Origin of the sequence: Shinella zoogloeoides, from assembly GCF_003574625.1 — a bacterium.
GTDB classification, from domain to species: Bacteria; Pseudomonadota; Alphaproteobacteria; order Rhizobiales; family Rhizobiaceae; genus Shinella; species Shinella zoogloeoides_A.
Genome location: NZ_QNUJ01000009.1, coordinates 249,193 through 265,900, shown reverse-complemented (window position 1 = coordinate 265,900; position 16,708 = coordinate 249,193). Strand labels below are relative to the sequence as shown.

General features: G+C 64.7%; 20 protein-coding genes. 13 read left to right on the top strand and 7 right to left on the bottom strand.

The window, feature by feature from the left end:
* Positions 1-165: 165 nt before the first annotated feature.
* Genes hslU through hslV form a run of 3 tightly spaced genes read right to left on the bottom strand, consistent with a single transcriptional unit; the run spans position 166 to position 2,529 of the window.
* The gene (gene hslU / locus DSD28_RS19050) at positions 166-1,473 is read right to left on the bottom strand and encodes an ATP-dependent protease ATPase subunit HslU (RefSeq protein WP_119257993.1); all 1,308 of its coding nucleotides are present in this window, start codon (positions 1,471-1,473) and stop codon (positions 166-168) included.
* Positions 1,474-1,487: 14 nt separating this feature from the next.
* On the bottom strand, positions 1,488-1,982 hold the full coding sequence (locus DSD28_RS19045) for a GNAT family N-acetyltransferase (protein ID WP_119257992.1): 495 nt from the start codon (positions 1,980-1,982) through the stop codon (positions 1,488-1,490).
* Positions 1,969-2,529 carry an ATP-dependent protease subunit HslV gene (hslV, locus tag DSD28_RS19040; protein ID WP_119257991.1) on the bottom strand — a complete coding sequence of 187 codons (561 nt, stop codon included), beginning with the start codon at positions 2,527-2,529 and terminating at the stop codon, positions 1,969-1,971. The genes DSD28_RS19045 and hslV overlap by 14 nt, the downstream gene beginning before the upstream one ends.
* A 210-nt stretch (positions 2,530-2,739) precedes the next feature.
* On the opposite strand from hslV, the gene hisB reads away from it, so the two are divergent.
* From hisB to coaA, 7 genes are read left to right on the top strand one after another with little or no spacing between them, the layout of a single operon-like run.
* Positions 2,740-3,333, top strand: a complete 594-nt coding sequence (gene hisB / locus DSD28_RS19035) for an imidazoleglycerol-phosphate dehydratase HisB (RefSeq protein WP_119257990.1) — start codon at positions 2,740-2,742, stop codon at positions 3,331-3,333.
* 25 nt (positions 3,334-3,358) lie between these two features.
* Positions 3,359-3,829, top strand: a complete 471-nt coding sequence (locus tag DSD28_RS19030) for a DUF2628 domain-containing protein (protein WP_119257989.1) — start codon at positions 3,359-3,361, stop codon at positions 3,827-3,829.
* A 1-nt stretch (position 3,830) separates the two neighbouring features.
* Positions 3,831-4,472, top strand: coding sequence for an imidazole glycerol phosphate synthase subunit HisH (gene hisH, locus DSD28_RS19025; RefSeq protein ID WP_119257988.1), 642 nt, complete (start codon positions 3,831-3,833; stop codon positions 4,470-4,472).
* Position 4,473: 1 nt separating this feature from the next.
* The gene (gene hisA / locus DSD28_RS19020) at positions 4,474-5,217 is read left to right on the top strand and encodes a 1-(5-phosphoribosyl)-5-[(5-phosphoribosylamino)methylideneamino]imidazole-4-carboxamide isomerase (protein WP_119257987.1); all 744 of its coding nucleotides are present in this window, start codon (positions 4,474-4,476) and stop codon (positions 5,215-5,217) included.
* Positions 5,214-5,990 carry an imidazole glycerol phosphate synthase subunit HisF gene (gene hisF / locus DSD28_RS19015; protein ID WP_119257986.1) on the top strand — a complete coding sequence of 259 codons (777 nt, stop codon included), beginning with the start codon at positions 5,214-5,216 and terminating at the stop codon, positions 5,988-5,990. The genes hisA and hisF overlap by 4 nt, the downstream gene beginning before the upstream one ends.
* Before the next feature lie 10 nt (positions 5,991-6,000).
* Positions 6,001-6,321 carry a phosphoribosyl-ATP diphosphatase gene (locus tag DSD28_RS19010; RefSeq protein WP_119257985.1) on the top strand — a complete coding sequence of 107 codons (321 nt, stop codon included), beginning with the start codon at positions 6,001-6,003 and terminating at the stop codon, positions 6,319-6,321.
* Complete coding sequence (gene coaA, locus DSD28_RS19005) at positions 6,321-7,316, top strand: type I pantothenate kinase (protein ID WP_119257984.1); 996 nt, start codon at positions 6,321-6,323, stop codon at positions 7,314-7,316. The genes DSD28_RS19010 and coaA overlap by 1 nt, the downstream gene beginning before the upstream one ends.
* 63 nt (positions 7,317-7,379) lie before the next feature.
* Here the strand turns inward: coaA and DSD28_RS19000 are convergent, their stop codons facing one another.
* From DSD28_RS19000 to DSD28_RS18985, 4 genes are all read right to left on the bottom strand, one after another.
* The gene (locus tag DSD28_RS19000) at positions 7,380-8,000 is read right to left on the bottom strand and encodes an alpha-ketoglutarate-dependent dioxygenase AlkB family protein (RefSeq protein ID WP_119257983.1); all 621 of its coding nucleotides are present in this window, start codon (positions 7,998-8,000) and stop codon (positions 7,380-7,382) included.
* Positions 8,001-8,003: 3 nt separating this feature from the next.
* Positions 8,004-8,462: a peptidoglycan-binding protein LysM gene (gene lysM, locus DSD28_RS18995; protein WP_119258027.1), complete on the bottom strand. Its 459-nt coding sequence runs from the start codon at positions 8,460-8,462 to the stop codon at positions 8,004-8,006.
* Positions 8,463-8,556: 94 nt separating this feature from the next.
* On the bottom strand, positions 8,557-8,991 hold the full coding sequence (arfB, locus tag DSD28_RS18990) for an alternative ribosome rescue aminoacyl-tRNA hydrolase ArfB (protein ID WP_119257982.1): 435 nt from the start codon (positions 8,989-8,991) through the stop codon (positions 8,557-8,559).
* Positions 8,992-9,104: 113 nt separating this feature from the next.
* Positions 9,105-10,715 carry a phosphoenolpyruvate carboxykinase gene (locus DSD28_RS18985; protein WP_119257981.1) on the bottom strand — a complete coding sequence of 537 codons (1,611 nt, stop codon included), beginning with the start codon at positions 10,713-10,715 and terminating at the stop codon, positions 9,105-9,107.
* Positions 10,716-11,040: 325 nt separating this feature from the next.
* Here DSD28_RS18985 and DSD28_RS18980 point away from each other — a divergent pair, with 325 nt between their 5' ends.
* From DSD28_RS18980 to ahcY, 6 genes are all read left to right on the top strand, one after another.
* Positions 11,041-11,769: a response regulator transcription factor gene (locus DSD28_RS18980; protein WP_119258026.1), complete on the top strand. Its 729-nt coding sequence runs from the start codon at positions 11,041-11,043 to the stop codon at positions 11,767-11,769.
* A gap of 92 nt (positions 11,770-11,861) precedes the next feature.
* On the top strand, positions 11,862-13,640 hold the full coding sequence (locus DSD28_RS18975) for a sensor histidine kinase (RefSeq protein ID WP_119258025.1): 1,779 nt from the start codon (positions 11,862-11,864) through the stop codon (positions 13,638-13,640).
* Complete coding sequence (locus tag DSD28_RS18970) at positions 13,637-14,092, top strand: HPr kinase/phosphorylase (RefSeq protein ID WP_119257980.1); 456 nt, start codon at positions 13,637-13,639, stop codon at positions 14,090-14,092. Before DSD28_RS18975 ends, DSD28_RS18970 begins: the two co-directional genes overlap by 4 nt.
* A 150-nt stretch (positions 14,093-14,242) precedes the next feature.
* The gene (locus tag DSD28_RS18965; RefSeq protein ID WP_119257979.1) at positions 14,243-14,644 is read left to right on the top strand and encodes a PTS sugar transporter subunit IIA; all 402 of its coding nucleotides are present in this window, start codon (positions 14,243-14,245) and stop codon (positions 14,642-14,644) included.
* A 15-nt stretch (positions 14,645-14,659) separates the two neighbouring features.
* Positions 14,660-14,932, top strand: coding sequence for an HPr family phosphocarrier protein (locus tag DSD28_RS18960; protein ID WP_119257978.1), 273 nt, complete (start codon positions 14,660-14,662; stop codon positions 14,930-14,932).
* A 97-nt stretch (positions 14,933-15,029) separates the two neighbouring features.
* The gene (gene ahcY, locus DSD28_RS18955) at positions 15,030-16,430 is read left to right on the top strand and encodes an adenosylhomocysteinase (RefSeq protein ID WP_119257977.1); all 1,401 of its coding nucleotides are present in this window, start codon (positions 15,030-15,032) and stop codon (positions 16,428-16,430) included.
* Positions 16,431-16,708 lie beyond the last annotated feature (278 nt).

The following is a 16,708-nucleotide window of genomic DNA, read 5'->3' as shown; positions in this document are numbered from 1 at the left end:
TGGTCAAATCTGTCGGCGGATGGCGGCGACCGATGCACGACGAACATGTCGGAATGATGCCAAGCGCGGCCAAGGCGTAAGGCGGGAGCGCCCCTTCTGTCGAGAGGTCCCGCCTTCAAAAATGCGGCACCGGCGACCCGCTAATGGATCACCGGTGCCGAAACGTCACAGGATGTAGCGCGACAGGTCCGTATTGGCCGCCAGCGTGCCGACATGCTTGCGCACATAGTCGGCGTCGATGACGAGGCTGTTGCCGCCCTTGTCCGGCGCTTCGAAGGAGATCTCGTCGAGCACCCGTTCCATCACCGTCTGGAGACGCCGCGCGCCGATATTCTCGACGCTGGCGTTGAGCTGCACGGCGACGTCCGCCAGCGCATCGATGCCGTCCTCGGTGAAATCGAGCGTGACGTCTTCGGTCTGCATCAGCGCCTTGTACTGGCGGATGAGGCTGGCTTCCGTTTCCGTAAGGATGCGGCGGAAGTCCTCCTTGGTGAGGGCGCGCAGCTCGACGCGGATCGGCAAACGGCCCTGAAGCTCCGGCAGCAGATCCGACGGCTTGGAGACGTGGAACGCGCCGGATGCGATGAAGAGGATATGGTCTGTCTTCACCGGCCCGTATTTCGTCGCGACCGTCGTGCCTTCGACAAGCGGCAGCAGGTCGCGCTGCACGCCCTCGCGGGAGACGCCCGCGCCCATGCCGCCGTCGCGCGCGGCGATCTTGTCGATCTCGTCGATGAAGACGATGCCATCGTTCTCCGCCGAGCGGATGGCCTCGCGCTGGATCTGCTCGTTGTCGAGCAGCTTGTCGGATTCGTCGTCGATCAGGACCTTGTACGAGTCCTTGACCGTCGTCTTGACCTTCTTGGTGCGCCCGCCCATCGCCTTGCCGAACATTTCGGAAAGGTTCAGCACGCCGATATTGGCGCCCGGCATGCCGGGGATCTCGAGGCCGCCGGGCATGCCGCCGGTATCGGCGATGTCGATCTCGATCTCCTTGTCGTCCAGCTCGTTGTTGCGCAGTTTTTTGCGGAAGCTATCGCGCGTCGCCGGCGAGGCGGTCGCGCCGACGAGGGCGTCGAGCACCCGTTCCTCGGCATTCATATGGGCCTTGGCCGTCACCTCGGCGCGCTTCTTCTCGCGCACCAGGCCGATGCCGACCTCCACGAGGTCGCGCACGATCTGCTCGACATCGCGGCCGACATAGCCGACCTCGGTGAACTTGGTCGCCTCGACCTTGACGAAGGGCGCGCCGGCGAGTTTCGCGAGGCGACGGGAAATCTCCGTCTTGCCGACGCCGGTCGGGCCGATCATCAGGATGTTCTTCGGCATGACCTCGTCGCGCAGATCAGGCTCGAGCTGGTGGCGGCGCCAGCGGTTGCGAAGCGCGATGGCCACGGCGCGCTTGGCGTCGTGCTGGCCGATAATGAAGCGGTCGAGTTCGGAAACGATCTCGCGGGGCGAAAAATTGGACATGGGCTTTTCCGTTTCTAGCAACGGTCCCGGGCCATCATCAGCGCCGGGCCGTCCTCAGTCATGCGTTGATCGAAAGCATGGAATCCGGCCTTTTCATAGGCCCGGATGGCATGCGCATTGTCCGGGTGGGGATCGAGCACGATCCGCTCCACACCCTCGTCGAAGACCTTGGCCGCGAAGGCGTCGATCATTGCCGGGCCGTGGCCGATGCCGACCATATCGGCAAGGCCGATGAACTGGTCGATGCCGACAGTGCGGTCCGGCCGGTCGCCGAAGGAGAAATCATCGGCCGCAATCCGGTAGGATTGCAGGTAGGCGAAGGGCATCCCGGCATGGAGAACGATGAAGGACGCCATTGCCGGATCGTCGAAATCCTCGGCGATGCCGGCGACTTCCTTTGCCGGCTCGCCCCACCAGCGCCGGACATGCGGCGCGTTCAGCCAGCGTTCCAGCATCGGCAGGTCGTCCGCCGTCACCGGCCGGAAGGCGTAGAGGTCAGCGGTCGGCATCCAGCGTTTCCACCACGACATTGTGGTTGGTGTAGACGCAGATGTCGCCGGCGATCTGCATGGCGCGGCGCGCGATCTCCTCGGCCGACTTGTCGGTGTCCATCAGCGCGCGGGCGGCTGCATAGGCATAGTTGCCGCCCGAGCCGATCGCCATGGTGCCGTGTTCCGGCTCCAGCACGTCGCCATTGCCGGTCAGCGCCAGCGTAACGGACTTGTCGGCGACCAGCATCATGGCTTCGAGACGGCGCAGGTAGCGGTCGGTGCGCCAATCCTTGGCGAGTTCCACGGCGGCGCGCATCAGCTGGTCGGGGTACTGTTCGAGCTTGGCTTCGAGCCGCTCGAGCAGCGTGAAGGCATCGGCGGTTGCGCCGGCGAAACCGGCAATGACGTCACCCTTGGCAAGCCGGCGCACCTTGCGCGCATTGCCCTTCATGACAGTCTGGCCAAGGCTCACCTGGCCGTCGCCCGCCATCACCACCTTGCCGTCCTTGCGGACGGTGATGATCGTCGTGGCGTGCATGGAAGCGTAGGGGTCGTGTTCACTCATGGATGGACCTTTCGGGCCCGGATACCGGGCGGGGCACCGCCGACGAGGCGGCTTCGTTGTCATCTATGTAAGCAGCGGCTCGGCAATTGCAAACGGAGCAAGCGGCGGGTGATAGCGAGGACCTTTCGTCCTGCGCCGAAGGCCTGTGAAAGACTGGCGTTTTCGTGACAGCCCTGTTAAGGAGCGGCGGTAAAATCACCGGAGAAACCCATGAGCCGCACAGCCAGCGTTTCGCGCAAGACGAACGAGACCTCCGTTTCGGTCACCGTCGATATCGACGGCACCGGCACGTCGACCATTTCGACGGGCGTGGGCTTCTTCGATCATATGCTCGACCAGCTGTCGCGCCATTCGCTCATCGACATGGAGATCAAGACCGAAGGGGACCTGCATGTCGACGACCATCACACGGTCGAGGACACGGGCATCGCCATCGGCCAGGCTATCGCCAAGGCGCTCGGCGACCGGCGCGGCATCACGCGCTACGCCTCGCTCGACCTTGCCATGGACGAGACGATGACGCGCGCCGCCGTGGACGTCTCCGGCCGTCCCTTCCTCGTGTGGAACGTGAATTTCTCCGCCCCGAAGATCGGCACCTTCGACACCGAGCTGGTGCGCGAATTCTTCAACGCGCTCGCCCAGCACGCCGGCATCACGCTGCATATCCAGAACATCTACGGCGCGAACAACCATCATATCTCGGAGACGTGCTTCAAGGCCGTCGCGCGCGTGCTGCGCACCGCGACCGAGATCGATCCCCGCCAGGCGGGCCGCGTTCCCTCGACGAAGGGTTCGCTGGCCTGACCGAAGGCACAGTTGGAGGCCTCCCATGGCCACGTTCCTCGTTCTGATACCGCCGGGCGCCAAGTCCCAAGACGAAAGAGCCCGCATCGTCCGCGACCGTTTCTCCTGGCTCGCGCTTTTCCTGCCGGTGATCTGGCTGCTCTGGCACAGGGCATGGCTCGCCGCCGCCCTCGCCTTCGCGGTGCAGGCGCTCGGCTCGGCCGTTGCCGATCATCCCGTCTTCGGCCTTGCCGGCCTCGGCCTTTGCCTTGCGACCAACCTTCTCGTCGCACTCGAAGGCCCCTCCATGGTCGTCGCCGGCCTCGAACGGCGCGGCTGGACGGTCGATACGGCGATCTCCGCCGATGACCGGGAAACGGCCGAAGCGATCTACTACATGGAAACCCCGGCCGGCGAGGCGGAGACGCGCGACAGCGTTTCCCTGCCGGCCTCCGGAACCTCCGCGCGCCGGCACGCTCCCATGCTCGGCCTCGTCGGTTTCAAGGAAGGACGCTGACATGCGCGTTGCGATCATCGACTACGGCTCGGGCAACCTGCGCTCGGCCACCAAGGCCTTCGAGCGGGCGGCGCGCGAAGCCGGCATCGCGGCGGAAATCGACCTCACCGACAAGGCCGAGCGCGTCGCCTCCGCCGACCGCATCGTGCTGCCCGGCGTCGGCGCCTATGCCGATTGCCGCCGCGGCCTCGATGCCGTGCCCGGCATGGTGGAGGCGCTGCGCGACGTGGTCGAGAACAGGGCTCACCCCTTCCTCGGCATATGCGTCGGCATGCAGCTCATGTCCTCGCGCGGCCTCGAAAAAACCGTGACCCAGGGCCTCGGCTGGATCAGGGGCGACGTCGTGAAGATGACGCCCTCCGATCCGGAGCTGAAGATCCCGCAGATCGGCTGGAACACGCTCGACCGCAGGCACCCGCACCCGCTCTTCGATAGCATCCCGGAAACGCTGCACGCCTATTTCGTGCATTCCTACCATCTTGCCGCGGAAAACCGGGAAGACGTGGTCGCGACCGTCGATTACGGCGGGCCGATGACCGCCTTCGTCGCCAACGGCAACAAAGCCGGCGCGCAGTTCCATCCGGAAAAGAGCCAGACGCTCGGCCTTGCCCTCATCACCAATTTCCTGCGCTGGAAACCCTGACATGATCCTCTTTCCCGCCATCGACCTGAAAGACGGCCAGTGCGTTCGCCTCAAGCTCGGCGACATGGACCAGGCCACCGTCTACAATCCCGACCCGGCCGCGCAGGCGAAAGCCTTCGAGGACCAGGGTTTTGAATGGCTGCATGTCGTCGACCTCAACGGCGCCTTCGCGGGAGAAAGCGTCAACGGCGCGGCTGTCGACGCCATCCTGAAGGCCACGAAGAATCCGGTGCAGCTCGGCGGCGGCATCCGCACGCTCGATCATATCGAAAGCTGGCTGTCGCGCGGCCTGTCGCGCGTCATCCTCGGCACCGTCGCCGTGCGCGATCCGGCGCTCGTCATCGAGGCCTGCAAGCAATTCCCCGGCAAGGTCGCCGTCGGCATCGATGCCAAGGGCGGCAAGGTGGCCGTCGAGGGCTGGGCGGAAGCCTCCGAGCTCGGCGTGATCGAGCTTGCGAGGAAGTTCGAGGGCGCGGGCGTCGCCGCAATCATCTATACCGACATCGACCGCGACGGCATCCTGACGGGCATCAACTGGGCCTCGACGCTGGAGCTGGCCGAGGCCGTCTCCATTCCCGTCATCGCCTCAGGCGGTCTTGCCTCAATGGACGACATAAGCCGCCTCGTCGCCGCTGACGCCCGCAAGCTGGAAGGCGCGATCTCCGGCCGGGCGCTCTATGACGGGCGCATCGATCCGGCGGAAGCGCTGGCGCTGATCCGCGAAGCACGAGGAGAAGCGGCATGACTTTGAAAGCGCGCGTCATCCCCTGCCTCGACGTCAAGGACGGCCGTGTCGTCAAGGGCGTCAGCTTCGTCAACCTCATCGATGCCGGCGATCCCGTGGAATCGGCCAAGGCCTATGATGCGGCCGGTGCCGACGAGCTCTGCTTCCTCGACATCACTGCCTCGTCCGACAACCGCGACACGATCTTCGACGTCGTGGCGCGCACGGCGGACCATTGCTTCATGCCGCTCACCGTCGGCGGCGGCGTGCGCACGGTGGCCGATATCCGCAAGCTGCTGCTCGCCGGAGCCGACAAGGTGTCGATCAATTCGGCCGCCGTCTCCAACCCCGATTTCGTGGCCGAGGCCGCCGACAAGTTCGGCAACCAGTGCATCGTCGTCTCGATCGATTCGAAGAAGGTTTCGGCGGAAGGCGAAGAGGATCGCTGGGAAATCTTCACCCATGGCGGGCGCAAGCCGACCGGCATCGACGCCGTCGCCTTCGCCGAGAAGATGGTGGAGCGCGGCGCGGGCGAGCTGCTGCTCACCTCCATGGACCGCGACGGCCAGAAGGGCGGCTACGACATCGCGCTGACACGGACGATTGCCGACCGCGTCTCCGTGCCGGTCATCGCGTCCGGTGGCGTCGGCACGCTCGACCATCTCGTCGAGGGCGTGCGCGACGGCCATGCGACGGCGGTGCTCGCCGCCTCGATCTTCCACTTCGGCACCTACACGGTGGGCGAGGCCAAGCGCTACATGGCCGAGCATGGCATCGCCATGCGGCTCGACTGAGGAGCATCTCATGAGCACCTTCACCCTCGCCGATCTCGAAGCCATCGTCGCGGCCCGCGCCGCGGCCGACCCGTCGGAGAGCTGGACGGCGAAGCTGGTTGCGGCCGGGCAGCAGAAAGCGGCGAAAAAGCTCGGGGAAGAGGCCGTCGAGACCGTCATCGCGGCCATCGAGGGCAAAAAGGCCGAATTGACGAGCGAAACCGCCGATTTGCTCTATCATCTCATGGTCGTATTGAAAATCGGCGGCGTGCCGCTACAAGATGTCATGGGGGAGCTGGAGAGGCGCACGGGCCAGTCCGGCCTTGCGGAAAAGGCCAGCCGGAAGAGCTGATGATCCAGGCAGCGCGCGACAAGGACCAGGCGGACATACCGGACGATTTCGGCAACCGCGACTATTCTCCCTACCGTTTCTTCCCGGCGGAGGAATGGGCGCGGTTCCGGGCCGATACGCCCCTGACGCTGACCGCCGACGAGGTCCAGCGCCTGCGCTCCCTCGGCGACCCCATCGACCTCGACGAGGTCCGGCGCATCTATCTCTCGCTCTCGCGCCTGCTGTCGGCCCATGTCGAATCCTCGCAGATGCTCTTCGAGCAGCGCAAGCAGTTCCTCAGCCTCTCCGACGAGGCGAAGACGCCCTTCGTGATCGGCATTGCCGGGTCCGTGGCGGTCGGCAAGTCGACCACCGCGCGCATCCTGATGGAGCTCCTGTCGCGCTGGCCGTCGAGCCCCAAGGTCGATCTCGTGACGACCGACGGCTTCCTCTATCCGAACGCCGTGCTCCAGCGCGAGAACATGATGGACCGGAAGGGTTTTCCGGAGAGCTACGACACCGGCGCGCTGCTGCGCTTCCTCTCGGCGATCAAGGCCGGCAAGAAGGACGTCAAGGCGCCGATGTATTCGCACCTCACCTATGACGTGCTGCCGAACAGCTTCCGCACCGTCGACCGGCCGGATATCCTGATCTTCGAGGGGATCAACGTGCTGCAGTCGCGCAATCTGCCGGCAGACGGCAAGATCGTGCCGATGGTCTCGGACTTCTTCGACTTCTCCATCTATATCGACGCGGAGGAGAAGCTGATCCACACCTGGTATGTAGAACGCTTCATGCGCCTGCGCGAAACGGCCTTCAAGAACCCGGATTCCTACTTCCACCGCTATGCGACGATCAGCGAGGACGAGGCGCTGGCCATCGCCGAGGGCCTCTGGCGCAACATCAACCTGAAGAACCTGCACCAGAACATCCTGCCGACGCGCCCGCGCGCTGACCTGATCCTGCAGAAGGGCAGGAACCACCTCATCGAGACGGTTGCGCTGCGCAAATTGTAAGCTGGCTACAGTATTTCCGCATTTCCGAACGCAAAACCGCTTCGCACTTTTGCTGGAAATTCTCTAGGGATTGACCCGGCGAAGCGTCAGATTGATGCGCCCATCCTTCTTCAGGAGCGTGGAGGTGCCCGGATAGATTCGGTCGACGCCGTGGAAGATCAGCCGGCTTTCGCCACCGAAGACGAAGACGTCACCGCTCGACAGCCGGAAGGAGCGCGTCGGATCGCTGCGTGAAACGCCGCCGACGCGGAACAGGCACTCATCGCCGAGCGAGACCGAGACGACCGGGGCGGAGAAGTCGCTCTCGTCGCGATCCTGGTGCAGACCCATCTTCGCATCAGGATCGTAGAAATTGACGAGGCAAGCTTCCGGCGGCCCGGGGAAGCCGGAAACCTCGTTCCACAAGGCCAGAAGCATGTCCGGAATGGCCGGCCAAGGACGGCCGGTCTCGGGATGCGCGGACTGGTAGCGGTAGCCGTGCTCCCTGTCCGTCACCCAGCCGAGCGATCCGCAATTGGTCATGCGGACCGACATCGGCTTTCCCGTCTTCGGCATGCGCGGGACGAAGAGCGGAGCCTCGGCCACGACCTGCCTGATGGCAGCGACGAGCGCTTCCTGCGCCGTCCGGTCGAAACGGTCGGGGAGATAGCGCAGCCCCGGAGCGAGGCCGCGCTCGGCCGTCACGGCTCAGGCTTCCGCGAGATCGGGAATGCGCAGCACCTGGCCGGGATAGATCTTGTCCGGATGCGACAGCATCGGGCGATTGGCGTCGAAGATCACCGTGTGCTTGGCGCCCTTGCCCTTGCCGTACTGGGCCTCGGCGATCTTCCAGAGGTTGTCGCCCTTCTTCACCGTGTAGAAGACCGGCTCCTTGGCCGGAGCGGCCGCCACGGCGAGCGCCTCGGTATCGACCTTGGAAACGCCGAGCGTGTTGCCGACGGCGACGATCGCCTTTTCGAAGACGGTCTGGTCCGCGACGCTGCCCTTCAGCACGACCTTGTCGTCGACCACCTCGACCTGCACCTGATCGGTGCCGAGGCCGTGCGATTCCAGTTCCTTCTTGACCGCCTCGGCATCCGGCGCCTCGTCGTCGCCGCCGATCCCGAGCTTCTTGCCGGCGTTCTTGATAAAGCTGAAGAGACCCATGTCCATCCTCCTGTTTTTCCCGACTTAAGCAGACCTTGTCCGCAAAGGGAAGGCGTCGTTTCCTTTCCACGCATAAACGGCCAAGTTGCGGCGATCATTCGCCCGAGGGCTTCGCCCGCATGCGTTTCACGTCCGACCGGCCGGACTTCGCCTTGAGCCGGCGTTCGACCGAGCCCTTCGTCGGCTTGGTCTTGCGGCGCGGCGGGGGCGGCGGTTCGGCGGCCTTGAGGATCAGTTCCTTCAGCCGTTCGCGCGCATCCTCCCGGTTGCGTTCCTGGCTGCGGAAGCGGCTGGCCTCGATCATCAGCACGCCGTCCTTGGAGACCTTGCGGCCGGCGAGCTTTTCCGCATTCTCTTTCACCCGCTCGCTCAGCGAGGGCGAGTTGCGCAGGTCGAAGAAGAGCTGGACCGCAGTCGAGACCTTGTTGACGTTCTGCCCGCCCGGACCGCCGGCCAGCACGAACTGCTCGGTCAGTTCCCAACCGGCAATCGTGATCGAACGGCTGATATAGAGGGGGTCGCTGGCCATGGATGTTCCTTTCCAGGCCGTTGTAGCGGGCGGCGGGGTGAACGGGAAGCCGCCTGCAGAGACGAAAAACCCGGCCTTGCGGGCCGGGTTTCACGTGAATCATCGCCGAGACCTTACTCGGCGGCAACCTTCAGGCCCGGCGCCGCGTCGCGAACGCTGCCGTCGACCTGGTCCTCGAACTTCCCGAAGTTCGCGATGAACATGTCGACGAGCTTGCGGGCCTGCCTGTCATAGGCGGCGCCGTTCGCCCAGGTCGAGCGCGGGTCGAGGATCTTCGTGTCGACATCCGGCACCGAGACCGGCACCTGGAAGCCGAAATTGTCGTCGCGGCGGAAGAGCGCGTTCTTCAGCGAGCCGTCAAGGGCGGCGGCGAGCAGGGTGCGGGTCGCCTTGATCGGCATGCGGCGACCTTCGCCGTAAGCGCCGCCCGTCCAGCCGGTATTGACCAGCCAGCAATCGACGCCGTGCTCGGCGATGAGCTCCTTCAGGAGGTTGCCGTAGACCGTCGGGTGACGCGGCATGAAGGGCGCGCCGAAGCAGGTCGAGAAGGTGGCTTCCGGCTCGGTCACGCCGCGCTCCGTGCCGGCAACCTTGGCGGTGTAGCCGGAGAGGAAGTGGTACATGGCCTGGTCGGGCGTCAGCTTGGCGATCGGCGGCATCACGCCGAAGGCATCGGCCGTCAGCATGATGATCGTCTTGGGATGCGGCGCGCGGCCGGTCTCGCTGGCATTCGGGATGAAGTGCAGCGGATAGGCGCAACGGGTGTTTTCCGTCAGCGAGCCGTCGTTGAAGTCCGGAACGCCCTGCGCATCGAGCACGACGTTTTCGAGGACGGTGCCGAAACGCTGGGTCGTGGCGTAGATTTCCGGCTCGGCCTCGGCCGAAAGACGGATCGTCTTGGCGTAGCAGCCGCCTTCGAAGTTGAAGATGCCGTTCTCGCCCCAGCCGTGCTCGTCGTCACCGATCAGCGTGCGGTTCGGGTCGGCGGAAAGCGTCGTCTTGCCGGTGCCGGACAGGCCGAAGAACACGGCAGCATCGCCAGCCGGGCCAACATTGGCCGAGCAGTGCATCGGCATGACCTTTTCCGACGGCAGCAGCCAGTTGAGCACGGTGAAGACCGACTTTTTCATTTCGCCGGCATAGTAGGTGCCGGCGATCAGCACGATGCCGCGCGTCAGGTCGCAGGCGATCATGGTCTCGGTGCGCGCGCCGTGGCGGACCGGATCGGCCTTGAAGGTCGGCAGATCGATGATCGTCAGCTTCGGCGCGAAGGCCGCAAGATCCTTCTCTTCCGGGCGGATGAGCAGGTTGCGGATGAACAGCGAATGCCAGGCGAGTTCCGTGACGACGCGGGTCGGCAGGGCGTATTCCGCATCGGCACCGCCGACGAGATCCTGCACGAAGAGATCGCGGCCGCCGGCATGGGCCAGCATGTCGGCATGCAGCGCGTCGAAGTGCTCGCGCGATACGGCCTTGTTGTTGTCCCACCAGATGGCGTCCTCGGTGTTTTCGTCGCGCACGACGAACTTGTCCTTGGGCGAGCGGCCGGTGTGCTGGCCGGTGAGTGCGCGCAGGGCGCCATGGGCCGTCCTGACCGCTTCGCCGCGGCCGAGGGCCTCTTCATAAAGGGCCTCTGCTGCAAAGTTGTACCGGACCGTGCCGCTGGTGTTGATACCCATCGCGGTGAGCCCCAGAGCGGGGTTGCGAACGCCGAGTTCCTGCATGGTCCAGATTTCCTCCGTGGACGAAGAGCCAGGTGAATTTCCGGGGAAGCTAATCCGCGATTGTCACAAAAACAAGAGTGAAATCGAAATTAGGCAATAATATCAAACTATTAATCGATTTAAATATTTGTCCTACTTTTTTAATCGTTTGAATAATCGATTTAAAAAGGAGTGGAAAATACGGCCCGGAACGTCTCCCTTTATCTTTGCCACAATTTGTTCCACCTTTACCCCCAGACAGGCGCTTCATTCGTCCAGGACAGGAACTCGATCCGAGGTCGGGCCGAGGTCGGGAAAGGCGCCCATGAATATGGAGACAAGCAGGATGCAGACGATCGCACTCGTAGACGACGACCGGAATATCCTTACATCCGTGTCGATCGCCCTGGAGGCGGAAGGCTACAAGGTCGAGACCTATACGGACGGCGCGTCCGCGCTCGACGGCCTTCTTGCCCGCCCGCCGCAGCTTGCGATCTTCGACATCAAGATGCCGCGCATGGACGGCATGGAGCTTCTGCGGCGCCTGCGCCAGAAGTCGGACATCCCCGTCATCTTCCTCACCTCCAAGGACGAGGAGATCGACGAGCTGTTCGGCCTCAAGATGGGCGCGGACGACTTCATCACCAAGCCGTTCTCGCAGCGTCTGCTGGTGGAGCGCGTCAAGGCGATCCTGCGCCGTGCCTCGAGCCGCGAGGCGGCCGCCTCGGCGGGTGCGGCCGGCACCGCAAAGCCCGGCGAGATCACGGCCCGCTCGCTGGAGCGCGGCCAGCTCGTCATGGACCAGGAGCGCCATACCTGCACCTGGAAGGGCGAGCCGGTGACGCTGACCGTCACGGAATTCCTCATCCTGCATTCGCTCGCCCAACGCCCCGGCGTGGTGAAGAGCCGCGATTCGCTGATGGACGCCGCCTATGACGAGCAGGTCTATGTCGACGACCGCACCATCGACAGCCACATCAAGCGGCTTCGCAAGAAGTTCAAGATGGTCGACACCGACTTCGACATGATCGAAACGCTCTACGGCGTCGGCTACCGCTTCCGCGAAACCGCCTGAGGCGGATTTTGCTTGCATCGACCGCGGCAGCGATGGCATGCCGCGGTTGGCGGCGTTGCGCCGCATGAAGGATCACCCGCTTGTCGCAGACCGTGCTGGAAAGGGATGGAGAGGACGCCGAAGGCCGGCCCGCGCCGCGCGCCGGACGCCGCTGGACCCATCCCTTCACGCTGGCCCGCCGCATCTTCGGCAATGCCGTCTTCTCGAGCCTCACGCGGCGCATCCTCTTCTTCAACCTCGTCGCGCTGGTCGTGCTCGTCGCGGGCATCCTCTATCTCAACCAGTTCCGCGAGGGCCTGATCGACGCCCGCGTCGAGAGCCTGCTGACCCAGGGCGAGATCATCGCCGGCGCGATCTCCGCCTCCGCCACGGTCGACACCAACTCGATCACCATCGACCCTGAAAAGCTGCTGGAACTGCAGGCGGGCCAGAGCATCACGCCCCTGCCGGGCGACGACGATCTCGAATTCCCGATCAATCCCGAGCGCATCGCCCCGGTCCTCCGGCGGCTGATCTCGCCGACCCGCACACGCGCGCGCATCTACGACACCGACGCCAACCTGCTGCTCGATTCGCGCCATCTCTATACGCAGGGCCAGGTGCTGCGCTTCGACCTGCCGCCCGTGGAGCCGGAGACCCCGAGCCTGCTCGATCAGCTCAACGTCTGGTTCAACCGCATTCTCCAGCCGAGCAACCTGCCGCAATACAAGGAAGCGCCGGGCGGCGACGGCTCGATCTATCCCGAAGTGATGAACGCGCTGACCGGCGTGCGCGGCGCCGTCGTGCGCGTCAACGACAAGGGCGAGCTGATCGTCTCGGTCGCCGTGCCGGTGCAGCGTTTTCGCGCGGTGCTCGGCGTGCTGCTGCTCTCGACGCAGGCGGGCGACATCGACAAGATCGTCCATGCCGAGCGCCTCGCCATCATGCGCGTCGCCGGCGTCGCCGGCCTCGTCAACATCGCCCTGTCGCTGCTCCTCTCCAGCACCATCGCCAACCCGCTGCGCCGGCTTTCGGCGGCGGCGATCCGCGTCCGTCGCGGGGCGAAGGAGCGCGAGGAAATCCCCGACTTCTCCGTGCGCCAAGACGAGATCGGCAATCTTTCCATCGCGCTGCGCCAGATGACGACGGCGCTCTACGACCGCATCGACGCCATCGAGAGCTTCGCCGCCGATGTCAGCCACGAGCTGAAGAACCCGCTGACCTCGCTGCGCAGCGCCGTCGAGACCCTGCCGCTCGCCCGCACGGACGATTCGAAGAAGCGGCTGATGGACATCATCCAGCACGATGTGCGCCGCCTCGACCGCCTGATCAGCGACATTTCCGACGCCTCGCGGCTCGATGCGGAACTGGCGCGCAGCGACGCCCGCAGCATCGACCTCGAAAAGCTGCTCGGCGACCTCATCGACATCTCCCGCCAGGTCAATACGCGCAAGAAGCCCGTCACGCTCGACTTCGTCGTCGACCGCAAGGACAATCCGAAAGCGCGCTTCGAGGTCAGCGGCTACGAGCTGCGCATCGGCCAGATCGTCACGAACCTCATCGAGAACGCGCGCTCCTTCGTGCCGGATCCCGGCGGGCGCATCGTCGTGCGGCTTTCGCGCGGGCGGAACGACCGCTGCATCATCCAGGTCGAGGACAATGGTCCCGGCATCCAGGCGGAAGATATCGACCGCATCTTCGAACGCTTCTACACGGACCGCCCGGCAAGCGAGGGCTTCGGCCAGAATTCCGGCCTCGGCCTCTCCATTTCCCGCCAGATCGCCGAGGCGCATGGCGGCACGCTGAAAGCCGACAACATCGTCGACAAGGCGACCGGCGAAAAGCACGGCGCCCGTTTCACCCTCTCTCTCCCCGCCGACCCGAAGAAATGAGCGGCGCGGTCAACGTGCACGGAACGGCCATCGTGATCGGCGCGACGGGGCTCCTCTTCGTCGGCCCCTCCGGCGCGGGCAAGAGCGCGGCCGCCCTCCAATGCATTCACGAGGCTCGCGGGCGGGGGCTGTCCGCCGCGCTCGTCAGCGACGACCAGGTTCTCGTCCACGAGGAGAAGGGCCGGCTCATTGCGCGGGCGCCCGCCAGCATCGCCGGGCTGATCGAGGTGCGCGGCGCGGCGATAGTCCGGATGGAGACGGTTAGCGAGGCCGTGCTGCACCGGGCCGTGCGGCCCATCGCCCCGCCCTTTGCCGAGCGCCTGCCCCCGGACGGGGAAACGGCGGAGATCCTTCCCGGGCGTTTCCTGCCGCTGACGCGGCTGCCGCTCCTTGCCGGCTGCACGGCTTTCTCGGTATTGGCGACGCTGCACCCGGAAATCCTCCGGGATTGACCGCAAAAGCCCCGGCAAAACGCCAGAACGGGCATTTAGGGCTTGCACTCGGGCTTTTCATTGACATGATGGCCACCCCAACGGTGGACGGAATTGTTGCATTGCGGTAATGGGCCGTCCGTTTGTGTCGGGAAACTGGAGCGACTGCTGATGATCGGACTGGTGCTTGTCACCCATGGCAAGCTGGCGGAGGAATTCCGTCACGCCCTTGAACATGTTGTCGGTCCGCAAAAGGCCATCGAGACGGTCTGCATCGGCCCCGAGGACGACATGGACCAGCGCCGCCAGGATATCCTGGAGGCGGTCAACCGCGCAGACCAGGGCCATGGCGTGATCATCCTCACCGACATGTTCGGCGGCACCCCGTCGAACCTTGCGATCTCCGTGATGACCGGCGAGGGCATCGAGGTGATCGCCGGCGTCAACCTGCCCATGCTGATCAAGCTCGCCGGCATCCGCGGCGAGAACAACATGGAAAAGGCGCTGATCGACGCGTCGGAAGCCGGCCGCAAATATATCAACGTGGCAAGCCGCGTCCTCAGCGGCAAGTAAGGTTCCCTGCCGCCCATGACCGTCTCGAAAGAGCTTCTCATCATCAACAAGCGCGGCTTGCACGCCCGCGCCTCGGCAAAATTCGTCCAGACCGTCGACGGCTACGACGCGGAAGTGACCGTCTCCAAGGACGGCATGACGGTGGGCGGCACCTCGATCATGGGCCTGATGATGCTGGCCGCCAGCCCCGGCTGCAGCGTGCTCGTCACCGCGACGGGCAGCCAGGCCCGCGAGGTGCTCGACGCGCTGGACGCGCTGATTGCCGACCGCTTCGGCGAGGAAATGTAAACCACGCGTCGACATAAGGATATAAAGACTTCTTTATGTCCGGTTGCTCCAGTCGCCGTTTCCTGATAGGAAGCGCCATCACGACTGGAGATTTTTGATGACTACCACGCAGGACTACCACGTCGCCGATATCGGGCTCGCCGATTTCGGCCGCAAGGAAATTCAGATCGCCGAGACGGAAATGCCGGGCCTGATGGCCTGCCGCGAAGAGTTCGGCGCCTCCAAGCCGCTCAAGGGCGCGCGCATCACCGGCTCGCTGCACATGACCATCCAGACCGCCGTCCTCATCGAGACGCTGGTCGCGCTCGGCGCCGACGTCCGCTGGGCCTCGTGCAACATCTTCTCCACGCAGGACCACGCCGCCGCCGCCATCGCCGCCGCCGGCATCCCGGTCTATGCCGTCAAGGGCGAGAGCCTCACCGAATACTGGCAGTATACGGACAAGATCTTCCAGTGGGCCGACGGCGGCCTCTCCAACATGATCCTCGACGATGGCGGCGACGCCACCATGTATATCCTGCTCGGCGCGCGTGCCGAAGCCGGCGAGAACGTGCTGGTCAATCCCGGTTCGGAAGAAGAGGAAATCCTCTTCGCGCAGATCAAGCAGCGCCTTGCCGCCTCCCCGGGCTGGTTCACCAAGCAGCGCGACGCGATCAAGGGCGTGACGGAAGAGACGACCACCGGCGTCAACCGTCTCTACCAGCTCCAGCAGAAGGGCCTGCTGCCCTTCCCGGCGATCAACGTCAACGACTCGGTCACCAAGTCGAAGTTCGACAACAAGTACGGCTGCAAGGAATCGCTGGTCGACGGCATCCGCCGCGGCACCGACGTGATGATGGCCGGCAAGGTCGCCGTCGTCTGCGGCTACGGCGACGTCGGCAAGGGTTCTGCCGCATCGCTGCGCGGCGCCGGCGCCCGCGTCAAGGTCACGGAAATCGACCCGATCTGCGCCCTGCAGGCCGCCATGGACGGTTTTGAAGTCGTGCAGCTCGAGGACGTCGTGTCCTCCGCCGACATCTTCATCACCACGACCGGCAACAAGGACGTCATCCGCATCGAGCACATGCGCGAGATGAAGGACATGGCGATCGTCGGCAATATCGGCCACTTCGACAACGAGATCCAGGTCGCCGCGCTTCGCAATTTCAAGTGGACGAACATCAAGCCGCAGGTCGACATGATCGAGTTCCCGAAGGGCAACCGCATGATCCTGCTCTCGGAAGGCCGCCTGCTCAACCTCGGCAACGCGACCGGCCACCCGTCCTTCGTCATGTCCGCCTCGTTCTCGAACCAGGTGCTGGCCCAGATCGAGCTCTACACCAAGGGCGAGAACTACCAGAACGAAGTCTACATCCTGCCCAAGCAGCTCGACGAGAAGGTCGCGCGCCTGCATCTCGCCAAGCTCGGCGCTCGCCTCACGGAACTCTCCGAGGAGCAGGCCGGCTATATCGGCGTGACGCCGCAGGGTCCGTTCAAGGCCGAGCACTACAGGTACTGATCCTTACCCGGATTATCCACAACATCTAGAGGCGGCGCGCTTGACAAGGCGCGCCGCCTCTTTTTTACCCCCGTCCCTTCCCGACGATTCGTGAAACAAGTATCGTTAAAGCGTTGATTCGGCGTGGAGATGCGGACCTTGCGCGCCGGATTGGGATGTCTTGTCGATCAGGCGGCAAACGGACGGAGACATACCGGGGATGATGGCGGAACAGACACGAGGCCGTTCCGGGCAGGCTTTCAGCCTGCCGGGGCGGGATATGGCGCATAGGCTTGCGC